At 56.8% G+C, this 17,806-nt stretch carries 17 protein-coding genes; 1 reads left to right on the forward strand and 16 read right to left on the reverse strand.

Going from position 1 to position 17,806, the window contains the following annotated elements; all coding sequences use genetic code 11:
* Nucleotides 1–158: 158 nt before the first annotated feature.
* The 6 genes from ACP0KA_RS00510 to ACP0KA_RS00535 all read right to left on the reverse strand — a co-directional run bounded on the left by ACP0KA_RS00510 (nucleotide 159) and on the right by ACP0KA_RS00535 (nucleotide 8,898).
* A complete protein-coding gene (locus tag ACP0KA_RS00510; protein WP_424626880.1) occupies nucleotides 159–1,421 on the reverse strand; it encodes a hypothetical protein in 1,263 nt (420 codons plus the stop codon).
* A gap of 215 nt (nucleotides 1,422–1,636) precedes the next feature.
* On the reverse strand, nucleotides 1,637–3,151 hold the full coding sequence (locus tag ACP0KA_RS00515; protein WP_424626881.1) for a CHAD domain-containing protein: 1,515 nt from the start codon (nucleotides 3,149–3,151) through the stop codon (nucleotides 1,637–1,639).
* A 292-nt stretch (nucleotides 3,152–3,443) separates the two neighbouring features.
* Nucleotides 3,444–4,133 (reverse strand): hypothetical protein, encoded by a 690-nt coding sequence (locus ACP0KA_RS00520; protein ID WP_424626882.1) that lies wholly within the window; start codon nucleotides 4,131–4,133, stop codon nucleotides 3,444–3,446.
* Nucleotides 4,134–4,264: 131 nt separating this feature from the next.
* Nucleotides 4,265–6,340, reverse strand: a complete 2,076-nt coding sequence (locus ACP0KA_RS00525) for an alkaline phosphatase family protein (RefSeq protein WP_424626883.1) — start codon at nucleotides 6,338–6,340, stop codon at nucleotides 4,265–4,267.
* Between the two features lie 339 nt (nucleotides 6,341–6,679).
* Nucleotides 6,680–8,056 carry a cytochrome c peroxidase gene (locus ACP0KA_RS00530; protein ID WP_424626884.1) on the reverse strand — a complete coding sequence of 459 codons (1,377 nt, stop codon included), beginning with the start codon at nucleotides 8,054–8,056 and terminating at the stop codon, nucleotides 6,680–6,682.
* On the reverse strand, nucleotides 8,053–8,898 hold the full coding sequence (locus ACP0KA_RS00535; protein ID WP_424626885.1) for an EfeM/EfeO family lipoprotein: 846 nt from the start codon (nucleotides 8,896–8,898) through the stop codon (nucleotides 8,053–8,055). Before ACP0KA_RS00535 ends, ACP0KA_RS00530 begins: the two co-directional genes overlap by 4 nt.
* Before the next feature lie 231 nt (nucleotides 8,899–9,129).
* On the opposite strand from ACP0KA_RS00535, the gene ACP0KA_RS00540 reads away from it, so the two are divergent.
* On the forward strand, nucleotides 9,130–9,603 hold the full coding sequence (locus tag ACP0KA_RS00540; protein WP_424626886.1) for a prepilin peptidase: 474 nt from the start codon (nucleotides 9,130–9,132) through the stop codon (nucleotides 9,601–9,603).
* Here ACP0KA_RS00540 and ACP0KA_RS00545 read toward each other — a convergent pair.
* The 10 genes from ACP0KA_RS00545 to ACP0KA_RS00590 form a co-directional block, all read right to left on the reverse strand.
* Nucleotides 9,571–10,209: a hypothetical protein gene (locus ACP0KA_RS00545; protein WP_424626887.1), complete on the reverse strand. Its 639-nt coding sequence runs from the start codon at nucleotides 10,207–10,209 to the stop codon at nucleotides 9,571–9,573. The two genes, ACP0KA_RS00540 and ACP0KA_RS00545, sit on opposite strands and share 33 nt — an antisense overlap.
* Nucleotides 10,206–10,766 carry a type II secretion system protein GspM gene (gene gspM / locus ACP0KA_RS00550; RefSeq protein ID WP_424626888.1) on the reverse strand — a complete coding sequence of 187 codons (561 nt, stop codon included), beginning with the start codon at nucleotides 10,764–10,766 and terminating at the stop codon, nucleotides 10,206–10,208. The genes ACP0KA_RS00545 and gspM overlap by 4 nt, the downstream gene beginning before the upstream one ends.
* The gene (locus ACP0KA_RS00555) at nucleotides 10,763–11,743 is read right to left on the reverse strand and encodes a PilN domain-containing protein (protein ID WP_424626889.1); all 981 of its coding nucleotides are present in this window, start codon (nucleotides 11,741–11,743) and stop codon (nucleotides 10,763–10,765) included. Before ACP0KA_RS00555 ends, gspM begins: the two co-directional genes overlap by 4 nt.
* Before the next feature lie 98 nt (nucleotides 11,744–11,841).
* The gene (locus tag ACP0KA_RS00560; protein ID WP_424626890.1) at nucleotides 11,842–12,759 is read right to left on the reverse strand and encodes a general secretion pathway protein GspK; all 918 of its coding nucleotides are present in this window, start codon (nucleotides 12,757–12,759) and stop codon (nucleotides 11,842–11,844) included.
* On the reverse strand, nucleotides 12,759–13,487 hold the full coding sequence (locus ACP0KA_RS00565) for a PulJ/GspJ family protein (protein ID WP_424626891.1): 729 nt from the start codon (nucleotides 13,485–13,487) through the stop codon (nucleotides 12,759–12,761). The genes ACP0KA_RS00560 and ACP0KA_RS00565 overlap by 1 nt, the downstream gene beginning before the upstream one ends.
* An 8-nt stretch (nucleotides 13,488–13,495) precedes the next feature.
* Nucleotides 13,496–13,915, reverse strand: a complete 420-nt coding sequence (locus tag ACP0KA_RS00570; protein WP_424626892.1) for a prepilin-type N-terminal cleavage/methylation domain-containing protein — start codon at nucleotides 13,913–13,915, stop codon at nucleotides 13,496–13,498.
* Nucleotides 13,881–14,345: a pilus assembly FimT family protein gene (locus ACP0KA_RS00575; RefSeq protein WP_424626893.1), complete on the reverse strand. Its 465-nt coding sequence runs from the start codon at nucleotides 14,343–14,345 to the stop codon at nucleotides 13,881–13,883. The genes ACP0KA_RS00570 and ACP0KA_RS00575 overlap by 35 nt, the downstream gene beginning before the upstream one ends.
* Complete coding sequence (gene gspG, locus ACP0KA_RS00580) at nucleotides 14,338–14,799, reverse strand: type II secretion system major pseudopilin GspG (RefSeq protein WP_424626894.1); 462 nt, start codon at nucleotides 14,797–14,799, stop codon at nucleotides 14,338–14,340. The genes ACP0KA_RS00575 and gspG overlap by 8 nt, the downstream gene beginning before the upstream one ends.
* 53 nt (nucleotides 14,800–14,852) lie before the next feature.
* Nucleotides 14,853–16,067 carry a type II secretion system F family protein gene (locus ACP0KA_RS00585; RefSeq protein ID WP_424626895.1) on the reverse strand — a complete coding sequence of 405 codons (1,215 nt, stop codon included), beginning with the start codon at nucleotides 16,065–16,067 and terminating at the stop codon, nucleotides 14,853–14,855.
* A 4-nt stretch (nucleotides 16,068–16,071) separates the two neighbouring features.
* Complete coding sequence (locus tag ACP0KA_RS00590; protein WP_424631456.1) at nucleotides 16,072–17,754, reverse strand: GspE/PulE family protein; 1,683 nt, start codon at nucleotides 17,752–17,754, stop codon at nucleotides 16,072–16,074.
* Nucleotides 17,755–17,806 lie beyond the last annotated feature (52 nt).

A 17,806-nucleotide genomic window follows, 5' to 3' on the forward strand; every position in this document is an offset into this window, starting at 1 on the left:
CCCCCTATTATAGGACGATGCGCATCGCGCGATGCATTAAGGTTCTGTCGGAAAATCTCGGCAAACAAACAAAACTGGAGCCGCTCCTCTTCCGAAGAAGAAGAGCCTCCCGAAAAATGCCTGCCGACGATAAAGCCGCGCTCGCGCTAACCCACCATTTACAGATAGGCAGCCAGACCACCGGCGCTGTTCAGCGTACTCTGCACCGACAGCATCGTTCTGTAGTTCTGGATGAGCTTGTTCGTGACGTCGTCGGTCACGCCGAGGACCTGTTTCTCCTCGTCGCTCATGTTCAGATAGCCCTGGATCACGCCTCCCGGCCCGGACGACGAACTATCTCCTGACGACGAGTTCATAGCACCAAGGATGTTCGCCCGCGTACGCCGCTCAAGTTCGGTCTTGGCCGCGTAGGCCTCCTGACTTGAGAACGAGGAGCCCTGATTCAGAACGATCGTCGCCAGCGTTCGGTTATCGAAATTTGAAAAATCGACAAGCTGACCGGTCTTTCGCGATGGGTCAAAAACCAATTCCGATCCATTGTCCCGGGCGTGGTTCTCCTGGTCATCAAGCATCGCGCGGGCATAGTCGGCGACATCTTGGGTGGTGGAATCAGGGCCGATGGCACCGGTGGTGGGAGCCGACTGATCGAGCAGCGCACGGATTGGATCATTGCTGTTACCGGTGTCGGGCGCCTTGCCGAACGATGCCCTTGCAGCAGAAAGCCCATCCTTGATGGCTTGATTCTGATCCTTCCAGGCATCTGTCGCCTTTTCAGCATCGCTCGCTTGATCCATGTAATCCGACGCCGCCTGGTAAAGGCCCGCATAATCGCCCGTATGGCGGGCAATCACCACGTGCGACGCCATTGCGTTGTTGAAGCGCGAGTTCAATTCAGCCGCGGCAGCCGCCTTCTCATCGGCACTGAAGACACCGTCGTCATTGGAAGCAACCTGCGACAAGGTCTCTCTGCTCTGGCCGCTCAAATCGACCGCAACCTTCCCGTCGAGCATAGCGGAAGAAATGCCAAGCTCGTCGTACTGGTCATCGAACCAGGCCCGAATGGCATCGAGGGGATCCGACGGCGCATCGGCCGGGTCGGAGGAATCAGCTGCGTCCGGCGCATCCGCGGCTGGCGCATCATTGGCGCCGCCTGTCTCATCGGAAGCCGATGCATCTTCAGCTGCGGCGACGCGTGCGTTTGGATCCGCAACGTCTGCAGATGGATCCGCAACGTCCGCAGACATGCTGGCAAAAAGAGCCTTTGCTTCGTCAGACACCGTTACAGAATCGGAAAAAGTCCGCGCTTCGTTCGGATCCTCGTCCATGTACTGCACCAAACTTGGCTGAGCGGCAGCCGCTGCATAGCTGTTTCGCGCAGAATTCAACAGCGAAGGAGAATAGGATCCGATGGTCGACGACATAGCGAGAGCTCCCAGCAAGCATTAGCTTGCCGAGAACCCTGCAGGCTCTATGCCAAGCAACAAATGACTGGAATCCGGGGACATTTTGCAGATGCGCTGCATATTCCGTCGCTCCACCCGGCAATTTTTGCACCGCGGCCCGGTGCATTCTACCCAGTTGACTAGTCCGCACCGAACATCGCAGTTGCTCCAGAATCAAAGCACCCGGCCTTGTTCTATTTCCAATAAGGCCGTGCCTTGCTGAAGCTCTTATGGGCCTGCTCGGCCGCAACAAGAACAGCCGCCTCCCGCGCCTCTTCGTGACCAACCACCAAGCCAGCGGCGAACGTTGCTTCTGAGATTTCCGCCGCGATCTCTTTTGAGCGTGATATATGCACGGAGATATCATTGAGATCGCCGAGACAGTTCTGGATATCCTTGACTGCAGCAACAAACTTCCGCTGACGCTTTTGCAGCTTTTTTCCCGGAAACAGCGCCTCAAAGAATTCCGACGCATAACGCACTTTCTTGGCCTGAATCCGCAGCTTGTGTCGCTGCGTGGCGTCGAGTTCAAGCAAGCGGCGTCCTCGCTTGCGGATTTTCCGCCACCGCCGATTCAACTGCGCAACGGCCGTCGCCTCAACCGGCTGCTCACATCTTTCACGCAACAGCATATCTTGCGGCCTGCGCCAGCGCCCGATTTCAAGCCATTCCGCAACGTTGAGCGTGAGATTGCGAAACCGCTGAGAGCACACTGCCGCCTTTGCCCGCTCAAGCGCAGCATCCCGCCGCTTTGAAAGTTCGGCGGCTAACGGCCGCAGTTCGGCTGAATGAGCGGAGCCCTCAAGTGGATGAACAACCCCATTCACAAAAACATCCAGCTCCCGCGAAGGGCTAAGTTCGGCCGTCAGCCATTTCAGTTCGACCTTGATATCATCCGTCTTCTTTCCAGGGATGATATCCGAGAAGAGCGAGATCGCTGTGCGCAAACGACGCAGCCCGACGCGCATCTGGTGAATCCCTTCGGGGTCTGATGCAAGAACCGCGGATCTATTTGCGACAACCTGCTTGAGACACATGCTGGCAACGAGCCGAAACGCGTCTGATGTCCTCATCCCGGCTTCAATCGTAACACTGTCGGTTTTCTCGACCGCGGCCTTATAGCCGTCCAGCAATTCATAACCGCGCTGAGACTTGCTCTTCACCGCCAGATCCGCATGGGCGGAACGCGACAATGAACGAGCAATCCTGAACAAATGCGCCCTGCTCCCTCGCTTGAGCTCCAGCTCTGCCTCATTCAGCGCAATCGTATCCTTGCCTGTATCGATCGAGCCGTGATCGACCGACAACATAATCTCGTAGTCCTTGGTTATGAGCGGATAGGTACTGCGCCGAACACGCGTCTCAAAGACAGGACGCAATTCGTTCAGAAAATTTTCGTCGATGAAAGATTGCAGTGCGGTCCCTCGCGCGACGTCCAAATCGGGACGGTCCCCACCGATTTCGGCTTCCCATTCACCGCGCTCAAACAACGTGCCGTCAGACGCCTTGATGGTCTGCACGTAATGGTCGCCGACGCGTCGCACGCGCAATGTCACGCCATGCTTGTGTAATTTGAGCCGATCTGTATCGAAATAAACCGAGGTGAGATCCTCGCTTTGGGCAGGATCGTTGTCATTGCTCGAAAGCGGCAGCTCCTTGAGCTCCCCGGGCAATTCGAGTTTGATCTCGACTTCCTTTGGCGATGACATGGCGGGGCGCACCAGACGTATAAGTAAGTCATAAAAACCGCTGCGAAGTGGCTTCAGTTCCTCGTAGCCCAAGACAACCAACCCATCGAGGGTAGAACAGGTAAGCGCTTCAGCCAATCGTTTCATCGGGATGCGTGACAATTTGGCAGCTTCCCAATACCGCCATACAGCAGCCCTCGAAGCTATCTACCAAGGGTCGCGATGCTGCGCACCAGAGTCATAGCAGATCCGCGGAAGAGCACGCTTCGCCTGGCTACTTGAACCAAATGCTCTCAGGAAAATCATACGCGCTTTAAGGCTTCGGAGCCTCAACCCATACGTCGCTGTGCTTCATGCGTTCGATAAGCTCGCGTGGATCAAACTTCCTGTAATTCGCGGGAATCTCGAACAAATTTGCGGGTTGAGGTCCTTCCTGCACGTTTGCGAGAGAAAACGTTGCTATCTTTTCTGCCTGGATCTTCAACGGAAATCTGAGGCCGGGATCGATCCATCCCATGAGATCCTGCCCCGCCGAATGCGCATGGTAAGCAACGGCTGTACGGTCACCAATTTTTTCCTCGCTAATCCGCTGACAGTCCCAATGATCACCCTGCTCCGATGCTCCTGAGACGATCGCCATCCGCTGCCATTCGCCGCATGGATTCTCCGGTTCGACGCCAATCAATAAACGTGTCAACGGACTGGACTGCCGTGCTTCCATGAAGATGCCGCTGGACGGCTTGACGAGATATGCCGTCCCTTTCTCGCTATCGACCAAAAAGTAATCTCCGGGAAAGCGAGACGCTTCAATGCGGACTTTGGTATTCGAGGCGTAGATTTTTCCGGAAGACGTTGGCGGATGCGCCATGACCTGTCCGGCGGCTGTTTCAGAGAAGTCGGCCGAGAACTGCTGGGCGCCCGCCACCGCGCTGGTGCACATAATCATCGCACAAGTCAGAAAGCAGCGTGCGATGCCGGGAACTACTGACAGCTTCATCATCACACCAAACTCTATTCTGGAAAAAGAACAGCGCCGACCAGGCAAGAAGCCGGATCGGCGCCGTCACTTACTTTCAAGACCACAGGCACAAGACGCTCAAACTCACAATACAAGGCCCATGACCTATCGCGGTATTACTCAGTGAAATTCTGAACAACCGCGTTGTCGAAATCGAATGCATCGAACAGGTCCGTGAGCGCCGGGCTGTTGGTCGGCACATACGGATTGTTCTTCTTGACAGTCGGGTTCGGCAGGTTGTCGCGGCTGCGGCTGGTGATCGGCTTGAGCTTCCAGTTACGCTCGATGAACTTCAGCAGCGAAACATGGTCGCCATAGCCGTGATGGATCTTACCGCCGGTCGAATACGGCGAGAGGATCAGCAGCGGCATACGCGGTCCGTCGCCGAAGTAGTCGATCGACTGGATGTAGCCCGAGTCCCAATAACCGCCGGCTTCATCCCAGGTGACGAACACCGCGGTTTCCGCCTTCAGCTTCGGGTTGGCATCGAGTGCGCCGAGAACGTTGAGCACGTAGGCTTCGAACAGATCGACCTTCGAGCTCTGCGGATGGCCATCGAGGATACCGTCAGGCTTGCCGAACGAAACTGCCGGCAAGGTGTTGTCCTGGATCGACTGGACCAGGTCAGAGGTGTCCTTGATGTGAGCCGTCCGGATCGCTGGGTCAGCCATGATCGAAGTTGCGTACTGGAACGGATTGCAGATCTGGCAATAAGCCACACCCACCGCGTTCGCCGGATCGGCAAGTGCTGCTGCGCCCAGATCCGGATTGGTCGGATTCTTGGAAACGGCGGCATTCGACAGAGCGACGGCAGCGTTATAGGCGCCACCATAGAAAGCCCACGAGATGTCCTTTTCCATCAGAGCATCGCCGATGGTACGGACAGGAGACGGCGGAAGATTGTTGCCGCCCGACAGCGCACCGTTCGGGAGATAGCCCGGATTGGTGTTGTTCAGCATGTAGTAGTGATTGTGCTGACAGTTCGGCTCGGCAGCGTACTTCAGATGCGAGAGATAGTTCACAATCGGCTGCACGCCGGGTTGGAAGATATCCGCGCATTCGCTGAAATTGCCGTCGACGGTGTACTTGTTGTTGATACCGGGCTTCGGGTTCGGATTCGCGATTATGCTGGCAGGCGGCACAGCAGGATTGCCATGTCCATCCGTCCAGTAACCGGCATCGCCGGTGCCGAGCATGAAGTGGTTGGCGCCCGTGCCGCCGTGGAACGACTGATGGAAGTTGTCGCTCAGCGTAAAGCGGTCAGCAAGCATCTTCAGGATCGGAGCCTGCTCTTGCGTTGCATTGTAGAAGCCCATCGAGTTACCGGCGCTCGATGGCGAGAGGGTCGACATGATGAACGGAAACAAATCCATCTTACAGCCGGAGTTGTCTTCCTTCGTCACATTGGCGGCGCTGCAGTCGTCCTGCTGCCAATCTGAATAGAAGCGGTGCGAAGTATCGCCGGTGTAGTCGTCATCGCTAATCTGCGGGCCCTGCAGCGGGTACGGACCGCTCAGATTGCCGGCACCAGGAACGCGAGTATCCAGAACGTTCTTCGCCAGGCCGCTCGCACCGGTCGTCACGATGTCGAGATCCGCCGGATTCATGTCCTTCTCGACGTGTGCTTCTGCGATCGTCTTGAAAGGAGGCGCAGTATCGCTTTGCGTTGTCGGGGTACCGCCGGTGTTCGGCTGCGGCATCACGCTGGAAGCGCTGTATGGGAACTTCGCGTTTTCAGGCGCGCTGATATAGAACGACGACTGCGCACCGACTGAGTACTGCTGCGCCAACGCGTAATTCGGGCCCGGCGAGCCATCCTCGTTGACGATTCCCTTCGAGAGGAGGTTCGAAATCGTCTGCTTCTTGCCCTTCGGACGATACACACCAAAGGTGTGATCGAGACCGCGGTTTTCTCCGATCAGGATGATCACATGCTTGATCGGGCTTTCCGTCTTGAGCGAGTCGGCAGGATTCTTTTTCTGCTTGTCCGCGTTCTGTACGGCATTCGATTGAAGCTTGAGACCATTGGTCTCAACTTCTTTGTTCAGATAAGGATTGGGATGCGCGCGCGTATCCCAGCTGCTGCGACCAACTTCAGCAGCGTAGCTCGCAGTCGAAACAAGAAGCGACGTAATGACGCACAGCGCTGTGCTAGCGCGCCATCCGTTGTTGAGATATTTCGTGGTTTGCATTGTCGACCCCATTTGAAGTTAACATGTACTGCTTTAGTCGCAGTTCGTGACGGTCGCGTTTCGCACTTGTGAAATCAGAAGAATGCGAAGCGAACGCAGCGATAATTTTTCTCGCGCGCACTCATCTTCAATATCTCAAGTTGTTTTTCTCTCGCGCACGTTGCGCATTCAATGATCGCGCTGTGCATCACACACCATCAAGACGCAATGGCGCGTGATTAAGTCGAGATAGATGTCATCTGATTCGCCCAAGCGCCTATCGAACGACGACAAATTTATCGAAATGCGATACATTCACGTCGAGCGCGTTATGCGAACGCACGGCGCGCCGCTAATCTCTCAATGCGTAGATTGCTTTACCTGCAAGACCTGACGGAATGCATCGTAGTGCGCGTCGTGCACTGACGGATTAAACAGAGACCACGGCTGCGCCCTGGCAAGCAAAGACGGCACTGCTGCGGCCATCAAATATCGATAATTCTTGTATTCAGCTGCCGCGTCGTCAAAGCGATCTTCGTTGGAAGCATTGCCGATACGCCGCAACGTCAATACCAACTCCTTCAGAGCGGAACGCGCGAGCATGCGCTCACTCTGTCCACCCGAAACGCTCGTGTCCTTCCGATCCGGATAGCGTTCTGTCAATTCGCGCAACTCGCCGCCGATCGTCTCGACCGTGAGCGAAACAATCTCCTTATCCTTCGCGGGAATTGCCGTATCCAGCACCGTCGCGAAATCATTGATCTCCTTGAGGACAGCACCAACGCCGTCGACCTCGTAAGGCTGCATCCCGTCCCCGACCGCCGTCAGATACGCAACCAGGTCGTTCTGGTCCTGCGCGGAAAGACCAAGAGTAAAGGTACGATCAAAGTGCGCGACAACCTCGCCATAGCTGCGGTAGCGTCCATCATGAAAATACGGAGCGTTGAAGTCTGCATTCTTCAACGTCGGCGTCTTGTAGAGACCACCAGAGCCAACATCATGCTGTTGATGATCAACAAATCCGGCTGACGGAACGTGACAGCCCGAGCAACTCATCGACGGCTGATTCGGAAATGGCTTTACGAAGAGCGCTTCACCACGACGTTCCGCGTCGCTGATCTTCCCAACGAGTCGCCCGCCTGGACCGAGACTCGGATTCGGGAGGAAGTCGATGTCGTTGATGTAGGCGACCAACGCATCCAGAATGACAGGCGATGGCTCCGGCCCCGCAAATTCATCCACAATCACATTTCGCACGAATTCACGCAGCGACGTCATTCGACCATCGTGGCCATACGGCGCGAGATATCGCGCGCCTCGCAAACTGGGAATCCTTATCGGATCGAACGAGAGATTATCGGCTTTAGGATTGAACAACGGACCGGTCGTGTCGAACGTGCCCGGATGAACCGACATTTTCGGAACAAAAAGCTTCGCGTTAGAGGCGCCGTTGACATGGCACGTCTCGCAGCTCATCCCGGCCTGCCGCGCAGGTCCACCGAACAGCGACGGTGAACTGAAAGCCAGATTTCCAAGGTTGACCATATAGGACTTCCGGCCGCCAATACTCTCCGACCGGAACACCTCGCGCGGCTTCGCCAGCGCGTCTTCATTCAGCTCCGTTGAACGTGGAAGGATAGTCTGATCCCCATCGACCGGAAAAGCAGCCACCCGCACGATCGATCCGCTCGTGAGGCAGACGAGAAGAACGGCGAGCCATGGACGCAATGATTTCATCGCGTTGAGGCCTCGAGCGTCGGACGGCCTAAGCCGAGTTTCGGCGCAGCCGCCTGCAGTGAGACCACCAGGTCCTCGCTCACTTCGCGCAGCTTCGGAATATTCACCGCGCGCAGTTCCCGAACACCCATAAGCTCGGAAAGCGATTTGATCTTTTGGTCAATTTTATCCGCAAGCTTCCGATCGGAAGCTTCGAGAGCGGTGGCGAAAATCGTCCGGTAAGCGAAATCTATCCCGGATACATTGTTGCGCATGTCATCAAGTGACGTTCCGCTGATGCGTGACTCGCCGCCATCCGCTTTGCTTTCTCCAACTTCGTATGCCAGCCGCACGAGGCCATCGAGTAACCCCTGCGGCTTCAATTCCATACCGTGAAGTTTGGAATGGAGATCATCCAGATTGCCTACAAGCGCATCTGCTTCATTTCCGACATCGAGCTTTCCGGAGCCGAACAGTTTTGCCTCGATGGCATGGAATCCGGTCGTGGCATCGGGCCACGCGTCAATCTTCTGATCGAGCTCTGGAACAAAGCCCGCGGTGAAGACTTCGGAGCGCTCCCAGCCCGCGCGGGCTGAAAGCCAGGCTTTCTTTGCCCCTACGAGATCGGATTCGGCGATTCGCTGCTTCAAATCGCGCGCACCGTTCAACGCCTGACCGATCCCCTCCACCATGTAAGGACGATATCGCTCTGCAGAATCATCCAACGGTGACGCCGCCACGCTGCCGGACACCAGCGTAAACGCAAGACACAGAATACCGGCACAGCAACATACAAAACAGTTCAGCGAACGATCCATTCGCGGCGACACGCGAGAGACGCCGTCGAGTGAAAGATCGATCATACTCTTGAACCTTAACTGAGCTTAGAATGTTTCCACGTAATATTGTCGGATTGGTTTGCGGTTTTGTGACGAGATGACGTCGATGTATCGTTTTCCGACCTAACAAGGAATTTCCACGCTCAACGAACGCTTCGGGCGCGGCCTAAAGCGCACTAAGCCACTTCAGCGAGAACGTTTTCCTGAACGGGAAAATCAGATAACAAAAACGCAGGTATCTCAGAACGAGTTTGCATGTCTTTTGATAACGAGTTTTTTATCTTCTTCGCTTTGCTTTTCGCGTTGTGCTTTGCTCTCGCGATCATCGACATCCGGCAAGGAATCATTCCCAACTGGTTGAACCTTGCAATCGCAGGAATTGGAATCGCGGAGGCTGCAACCACCGATGGCTTGCTCGCCTGCGCACAAGCGCTATGCGAAGGAATTCTCGTCGGTGGGGTATTTTGGTTGCTGCAGCGATTTTATTTCTCGCTGCGGAAAGTCCGCGGCCTCGGACTTGGTGATGTCAAGTTCATTGGAGCTGCCGGGATCTGGATCGGATTTATCGGCATACCCGTTCTCTTGCTTGTCGCGTCGCTGACCGCCCTGCTCACGGCAGGGATTATGAAGCTGGCCGGACGAACAATGACCGGTCAAACGGCACTGCCGTTCGGCCCGTTTCTCGCGATTGGTCTGCTATTTGCGCTGGCCTTCAAACCATACGGGTAACGATACGGGATGTACGATTCCCTCTTCACCCACCGGCTCCGGCAAGCGCAGAACTGACGTCTGCTGGTCTTTTTCCAGAGTCACTTCCCTTCCGCGTATCGATTGCAGCTTCCAGCCCTGATGGTCTTCACCGACTTTCAGGCGGAGCGCGGCCTTCGTGGTCTGATCGAGGAAAATACCGAATCCCTCCTCCCCGCTCGCGATCGTACCAACGAGAGAAAGTTGCGGACGCTCCGGCACCTTAGGGCGCGGCGGCGCTCTAACGGTTACAGGTTTGGCTTCAGCAGGCGGCGCCGGAGGCCGACGCGAGACCGAGAATATTGGTCTGTCCCGCGTCTCAGATAACTGACTGAGCGGAATAGCCCATAGCGGATTGGCGCTTGGAACTGGCTTCTTCACGGGCAACATCGCCGAAGGCGCGCCGGCTTTCGTTGGGTTTACGACCTGTGGATCAGACGGAGTCTGAACCGGCCTGTTGACCGGCGGATCGTCAACGACATCCGCATCCAAGGCGTCGCTCGATGGCAATGCAGCCGCGCGCTGCACCAGGATGGTCAGAAGAAAAGCAGAGATCAGGGCTCTCCAGGTCACTTGTTTCCAGGTCACTTGCTGCCCCGCCACTGTCCGGAAACTGCGAGCAAGATGCGTAATTTGTCCTCGCCAGAGGTCGATGATGTCGTTGATTCAACAACAAGCTGATCGACAAACAGGAAGGGCATTCCAGCCTCAAGGTCATATAAAAGCTTCTGCAGTTCCGCCTGACCGATCTCGCAGCTTGCGATCATACTGATAAAGCCGGCCTTCGACTGGCTTCCTTTTAAATCCACCTGCGAAGACAGCACATTGCCACCGAGCTTCGTCACAGCGCCGTCAACGCGTTGTAGCAATGTGGCTCCTGCGATGGTGAAGGTTGCGCCTTCGAGGAACGGCGATCCCGTCGGGATCGATACATCACCCGACGAAGTGCGTGCTGCCGCCAACCTGCGTCCATCCAATTGCGCAAGCATAGTCTCAGCGGATGCCACCTCAGCGCGTCGAGAAAGAAGGTCTGTGACGGACGTCACAACAATGAACAGCAATGCCAGTACCAAAGCCGCATAGGCAGAGGCTGCTAGCGATGGCGAACCGGAAAACGTTTTTCGCAGTGTCGCGATTGCAGTCATGTGCCGGATCCAAAGTACGCGTTGATGTGCGCTTCAATATGAAACCGCTCTCCCGGGTCATTCTGCGCGCGTGTCGTCGGCGCGAAGAAGGTTGCGCGCGTGAACTGTGGCGACTGCTCCATGAGCCGGATCAATGATGGCGCATCCTGTGTCAGTCCAACCACCTGGACCTTGTCCCCCTCAATCCGCAGTTCCGTCACGTAAGTCGTATCAGGTAACACCTTGGAGATCGCTTCAAGGACCATCACACTCGAGGAGGTCTCCTGCTTGCGCTTTGCAAGCAACTCCAACCCAGAGCCACCAGCGGGATCGGAATTAAGGCGCAATGCTGCCCGCCGCTGGGAAATTTGGCTTTGCAGCTGTTGTTGCTCCGAATCCAAGGCATCACCAAAATAGACTGAAACCAGAACTGCAACTGCTGCGGCAACCCCGCCCGTCAACAAAGTGCCGCGCAAGATCGCCGGGACGCTCAGGGCACGTTTGCTCGAACCCTGAAGCGCGTTTTCAAACAACTTTATCGGTAGGAGCGGCCCTTCATTGGCAGCAAACAGCGTGAGTATCGCGACCGACGAGGCGCCGAGATCCGCCGCCAACTGAGACAGCGGCTGAATCTTGCCTTTCGAGGTCGCAACCAGAGCGACATCAATGCGATCACTGGTCGTGTCGGAAAGCAAACTCCATCCAAATGCGGCATCGTTCGCCGTCCACGGCGTGAGGCGATCGATTTGCGATCGAATCATGCCGTCAAGAAACTCAGCCGCCTGCTTCGGAAAATCCAGCTTCCGCGCCATGACCCGTTGTGACGACAGCATGATTTCGATCCGACTGCCGCGGGCGACATTTTGCCAATCTTCCGAGAGCGCGGACGTCGATCGCTCGCTGATCAGACCTAATTTGATATCCGGGAGCGAGATTCCGTTTTTGCTTTGTTGGGCCTTGATGGTGAGCGAACCGTCCGTACTTTCTTCGATGATCACCACTTGTGGCCGGACATATCGCCCCGCGACAAGATCGATAGCGCGCGCAACAGCTGCGATCCAGTCGCTGAATAGCTCCTTCATGTCGGAAACAACCGTCATTGCAACCTCGCCCACTTTTTCTGGCGCTGCCGGGACGTCAGTTCATCCTGCCACGATAGCACCCGATAGGGCACGTCATCATCGCCCAAAACAAACACCACTTCAGAAGTCATTTGGCGACGATCTTTCGTCTTGATCAGGATGGATGCACGAAAGGTGCTGCCTTTGGGAGACGCGGCATCCGGATTTGACGTCTGCGCGCCATCGTTAAGATCGCTGGATGAAGTTGAGACGCTTTTTGCTATGTCACCGAAAGAGGCTGGGGCTCTGTCAGGCTGCGCTGCAACGACTTCCGGTGAGGCAATCGCCACATCCACATTCGGGGACCCGTTGAAGATCGTGACAAAAGGCAACGCCCGCTCGACGAATGCGGGCGGGATTCCAAGGACCAGCCCCAGTTCATTCACATGGACAAAGGACCCCTGCCGCGGTGAATATGTCAATCCAGCGGCGCCGTAGAGTGCGGCTTCATCGTTTGAGGCGCCGGGCGTAGGACGGGTCCTCCATCCGACAATGCGATCCGCATATTCCTTCGCGGCGTTCTCGTTTGCACCAAGAACCGCGAAGAGCCCTGAAAGCGTTTCCTTTGAAGCGTAGTTCAGATCGATGCGGGCCGTTTCGGCTGAAAACGAGACGAAGATATCCGCGCCGTTGAGTCCAAAATGAAATTCGCCCCGTGCAGGACGCGTCTTTTGGTCCGCAGCCAACAAGCGATAAGCCGTCAGTTCGACGCCAGCGGATACAAGTGCCTCAACTTGCAATCCCGTGTCGTTGATGGCGAGCGCCTGAGCTGAATTGGAAAGATACAGAGAGAAGATGACGGTCAATGCAGACAGCGCCATCAAAATCCAAAGTACCGCAACGAGGACGAAGCCACGTTCGGGGGATTCCTGAGCCGTCGAGCGGATGTACATTATAATGCTCCCCCGCCGCTGCCAGGAGCATTGCTCTGTCCGCTATTCTGATGGTCCCGCGTCTCGTCGGCCTTCTTGCTGCATTCCTTCGGCGACTGCATGCACTCGGCGGACACCTGCACGTGGATTGGTGTAACCGTCGATACCGACAAGATGCGCTCGGTCGCAGCATCCCGAACTGTCAACTTGATCGCGGTCGGGAGCTGATCGGCGTCGCGCCAGGAGGCGCGCCAGACCATGTCCTGCCCCGCATAAGCAAAGGACAAACGATACGGCGGACGCAGCAAAAGAACCTGATCGCTGAAATGCAATTGTTCGGTCACCGATGATCCCGGCTGCAATGGCCGGAACGAGGCACGGGAGCGGACCGTCACCAGATCTCCATGGTCGCTCGCTTCACCAAGCCGCACGATGTCGAGGCCGGTTCCGACATTAGGCCCCAACGCCGTCCGCACGAACGTCACCGACAATTCGGAACCGTCGAACAGCGGACGTTTTTTGTCCCGGTCCGGCGAAACATATTCTGCGGAAGCCAGATCCGCCGCGATCCGTTGCAGGGCAATTCCGATGGTCTCGCTGCGCTGAATGCGGTCGATCCCGCGATTCCAGTTTGGCAACCATTGGGCCGTGATGCTGGCGAGCGCCGATAACACCATGCCGGTCAAGGCCAACGCCACCAGCGTCTCGATCAAGGTAAAGCCGCGTTCATTCTCGCGCTGTCTTGCCACTCGCCCGCTCATTGTGAAGGCCGTCCGACCAGCCGGACAGTGCGAAGATCGGAGACGGCGCCAAAGGGCGATCGCACGCGTACTCTGACCAGTTCCGGAATCCACTTTGTGTCAGAGTCTTTATCTCCATCATCCCCGCTCAAGGGATCGATATCAATTGTCCAGCGATAGCCGCCTTCCTCCCCGGATATCGTGCCGGGAGCAAGTGCCGGGCGCGGTGGGACTTTTGTCGCCATAATCATCCGCGTCGTCTGCATCAATGCCACGTGTCGTTCGAGCGAAAGAACGCCGCGCACGTTCGTCGACATGACAGATCCGATCGCGACGACTGAAACCGCGACAACGGCAAGCGCAATCAGCACCTCGATAATGGTGAATCCGGCATCGTTCCGATCAACGGCTTGCGGCGGTACGCGAAACAATTTCAACCCTTCCTGTCAGCCAGTTGACGCGCACGTCATAACCCGTATCGAAGCGAGTCAGCCCTATAGAGCCGCCACATGACATTCCGTTTGCAAAAAAGCTGATGGTCGAAAACGCAGGCTTTTGATTGCACGTTTTCGGAAGCGTCGCGTCGAAGTGAACGTCATCCGGGACATGAATGGTGCTTTTGCCGGTACCCGAGACGATCCTGCGCGATCCGGGATCAACCAGCGTTGCCACATCTGTCCCGCGCCGGACTGCGGCATTGCGATCCGCTTTCAGCAGCGTCGCAACCTGCAGCGCATAGGCCTGAAGTCGCGAGCGCGAGGTGTTGTGAGGGATGAATGGCAACAGAACGGCTGACAATAGCCCGATGATGGCCAGGACACAGACCATCTCGAGCAAGGTGAAGCCGTGCTGTGCGTCATCAGTCATTCTTCGCACTTGTCAGCTTGTCGAGCGAGATATCGGCAGCGACCCCACTTCCGCCTTCCTGACCGTCAGACCCGCGGGATAGGATGTCGTAAGGACCATGCTCGCCCGGAGAACGATAGAGGTAGGGATGATTCCAGGGATCCTTCGGAACGGAGCCACCTTTCAGGTAAGGACCGTTCCAGGCCGCCGCGCCCGCGGCCTGATGGACCAGTGCGTCGAGACCTTCTGACGTGGACGGATACCGGCCGGCATCCAGATAGAACAAATCGAGCGCTCCAGCGAAGCTCTGCAACTGGATTTTCGCAGTCTTGACCTTCGACTCGCTCAGGTAGTTCAGAACTCTCGGGCCAATCAGCCCCATGATGAGGCCGATGATGGTGATCACCACCAGCATCTCGACCAAGGTAAACCCCTCTTCACCCTCGCTGGTCCTCCGAGGGCTCGTCTGACTCATGAGAAGACTGCTGATACGTTTCATCAACGTCATAGTGAACCAACCTTTTTGATCTAGCCGACGAGCTGAGTGACAGAGAGCAATGCAGTCATGACCGAAACAATCAGTCCTCCGACAACCGCACTGATGGTGATGATGGCAAGCGGCCCGATAACGGCGACGATCCGATCGAGGCTGCGCTGCAACTTTGCTTCATAGAATTCCGCGACACGACCTGACAGTGAGGGAAGCTGGCCGGTTTCTTCGCCCAACCGCAGCATCCGCACTGCCATCGGAGGCAAGCAGCCGCCCGCCGCCAATGCTTCGGACAGCTTGCCGCCATGGCGCACGCGATCGGCCGCCGCCGCCCATGCCTCCACGTTGCCGGTAACCGACATGATATCCATCAGGATACGCAACGTTGCCGTGAGGCTCACTCCGCTGCCCAGCAGAACGCCTAGATTCCTGCAGAAGAGACTTGTGCGGTAGAATTGAAAAATCGTCGAAATCCCCGGAACGCGCGAGATCGCTGATGCGATGGCGCTGCCTGTTCCCGGACGGCGCAGCAGCCACCACAGGCTCGCGATGACAGCAGCCGACCCCAACAACATCTCCGTGGCGTTCGCCCGAAGGAAATCCGATAACCTGATGAAGGCGCTGAGCGCGGTGTCGGACTTCGTCCCGAAATCCTGCAGGACCGATGAGAACTGCGGCAACACGAACAGAATGAAGAACAGCATCACGCAAGCCGATGCGATCAGAACAAATACCGGATATTGCATCGCGTCCATCAGCTTGCGACGCATAGCCTCGGAACGCGTGCGCTCCGCCCCCAGCATCTCGAGCACCTGATCCAGCGTTCCGGAGACTTCTCCGACCCGAACCAAGGCGCCATACATCACCGGAAACAGCTCGGGATAGCCCTCCACCGCATCCGCGAAGCTCTCTCCACTCAACAGCGCCGTGCGCAATTTTGCGACGATGGGCCGAAGTCTGCCCACGTCAGCGTCGCTCGCAAGAAGTTCGAGCGCATCATCGAGGCGGGCACCTGCCTTCAAAAGCAGCGCCAGATCCCGGGTGAACGTGGTGATCTCCGCCGTACTTGGCCGACTGAGAAAACCGAACATTCCGCTTGAGTCAGCCGTAGATCGCTTGTCCTCAATCGTCTCGATCGGCAGCAACTGCAGATACTCGATCCGGCGAGCCACTTCCGCAGCCGTCGGAGCGGACAGCGTTCCGTTGACGATCTCGCCGGTCTGGGTCAGGGCGCGGTAGCGAAAATTCGGCATGACGTCACCGCACTGTCGTCACGCGAAGAATTTCGGAGGGCGATGTCAAACCCGCCCGGCATTTGGCAACACCGTCAACAAGCATAGTGGTCATGCCGTTGCGGATCGCGGTCTGATCGATCTTCAAGCCGTCGGTCTTCTCTCCGATGAGCTCTCGAATCTCGTCGGTCAGCTCGAGGACTTCAAAGACCCCAAGCCGGCCGCGATATCCCGTACCGCTACATCGCTCACAACCGCACGGTGTCTGAAGCACCTCGCCGGCCCTGAAACCGAACGCGCGTAACCGGGGGTCCTCGGTGAAATCGTTATCAACAAGCGTTTTTGGCTTCTTGCAGCGATCGCACAGCTGCCGAACCAGTCGTTGCGCAACCACAGCTCGCAGCGTCGAGCGCAGCAGATAGCCTTCGATGCCAAGATCAAGCAGGCGCGGAACCGCAGCCGCCGCGGTCTCGGTATGGAGCGTGGTCAGAACAAGATGTCCTGTCAGAGCCGCATGGACAGCGACGTGCGCCGTCTCGGAATCGCGAACTTCACCAACCATGATGACGTCGGGATCCTGACGGACGAAGGAGCGAAGAGCGGCAGCAAAGGTCAATCCGATTGCGGGTTTGGTCTGCGATTGATTGACCCCCGGGATTTCATATTCGACCGGATCTTCAATCGTCAGAATTTTTCGCGTCGGCTCATTCAATATCGAAAGGACGGTTGCAAGCGTTGTGGTCTTCCCGCTTCCCGTCGGACCGGTGATGACAATCATGCCATGCGGCAGCGTCAGCAGACGTCTAAGCTTTTCTTCGTCTGTCGACGCGAACCCAAGTTTTTCGACAACCAGAAGTCCGCGGTCCTTGGGCAGAATACGAATAACGGCCGATTCACCGTGCTGGGTCGGCATGATGGCGACACGCATGTCCACATCGGACCGCCCCGCTCGCAATCGGGCAGCGCCATCCTGGGGAAGCCGGCGTTCGGCGATATTAAGACCAGCCACGATCTTGATGCGCGAGATCACTGCTTGCGGCAAGACCCCGGCCGGCGCAGCAACAGGCCGCAACAGTCCGTCGATGCGCATCCGGACCACCAGTCCGGACTGGTGCGGTTCGATATGAATGTCGCTGGCGCGCAACTCCAGCGCCTTTTCGAGAAGATCATTGACGGCGCGGACTACCGGCGCGCCACTCGCAAGATCCCGCAGGCTCTCGATATCGTCGTCGCGCAACTCATTGAGCGCGCCAACTGCCTGCGACTCAAGACTTTCATCACTGAGCCGCTGATTCAGGACAATTGCGATATCCTCTGACGAGGCAACCTCGATGGCTACCCCTGCTCCCAGTACAATCTCGGCGGCGCGCTGCGTTGCCCGATCACCGGGATCGGCAACTACAATTCGCGGCATTCCTTCCGCAGTACGATACGGGAACACATACATGTCCCGCAGGAAACGGGACGAAAACAACTCAGTGAGGGAAGTTGCCCCCAGCATTTCCGGCAGCGGAATACGCCGTACGCCAAAGAATTGTGCAGCCTGATCCGCGAAATCGTTAGGCGAGAGATTCGTCAAATCCCACAACTTGCTTGCAGCACCGCCATTGCCGCCATGCCCAGTGACATTAGCCTCGACGTCAGCGGCAGCCAGATGATTGGCCTGGCGCAGATGTTCAATGAACTGCAAAGACTCGCCGCTGGTCATCGTGTCTTTCCAGACAAAACGCTTCTTCATCGCGAGCTGTCAGGAATTTGTG

The sequence above is a fragment of the Bradyrhizobium sp. SYSU BS000235 genome, assembly GCF_049747295.1.
Lineage (GTDB): Bacteria > Pseudomonadota > Alphaproteobacteria > Rhizobiales > Xanthobacteraceae > Afipia.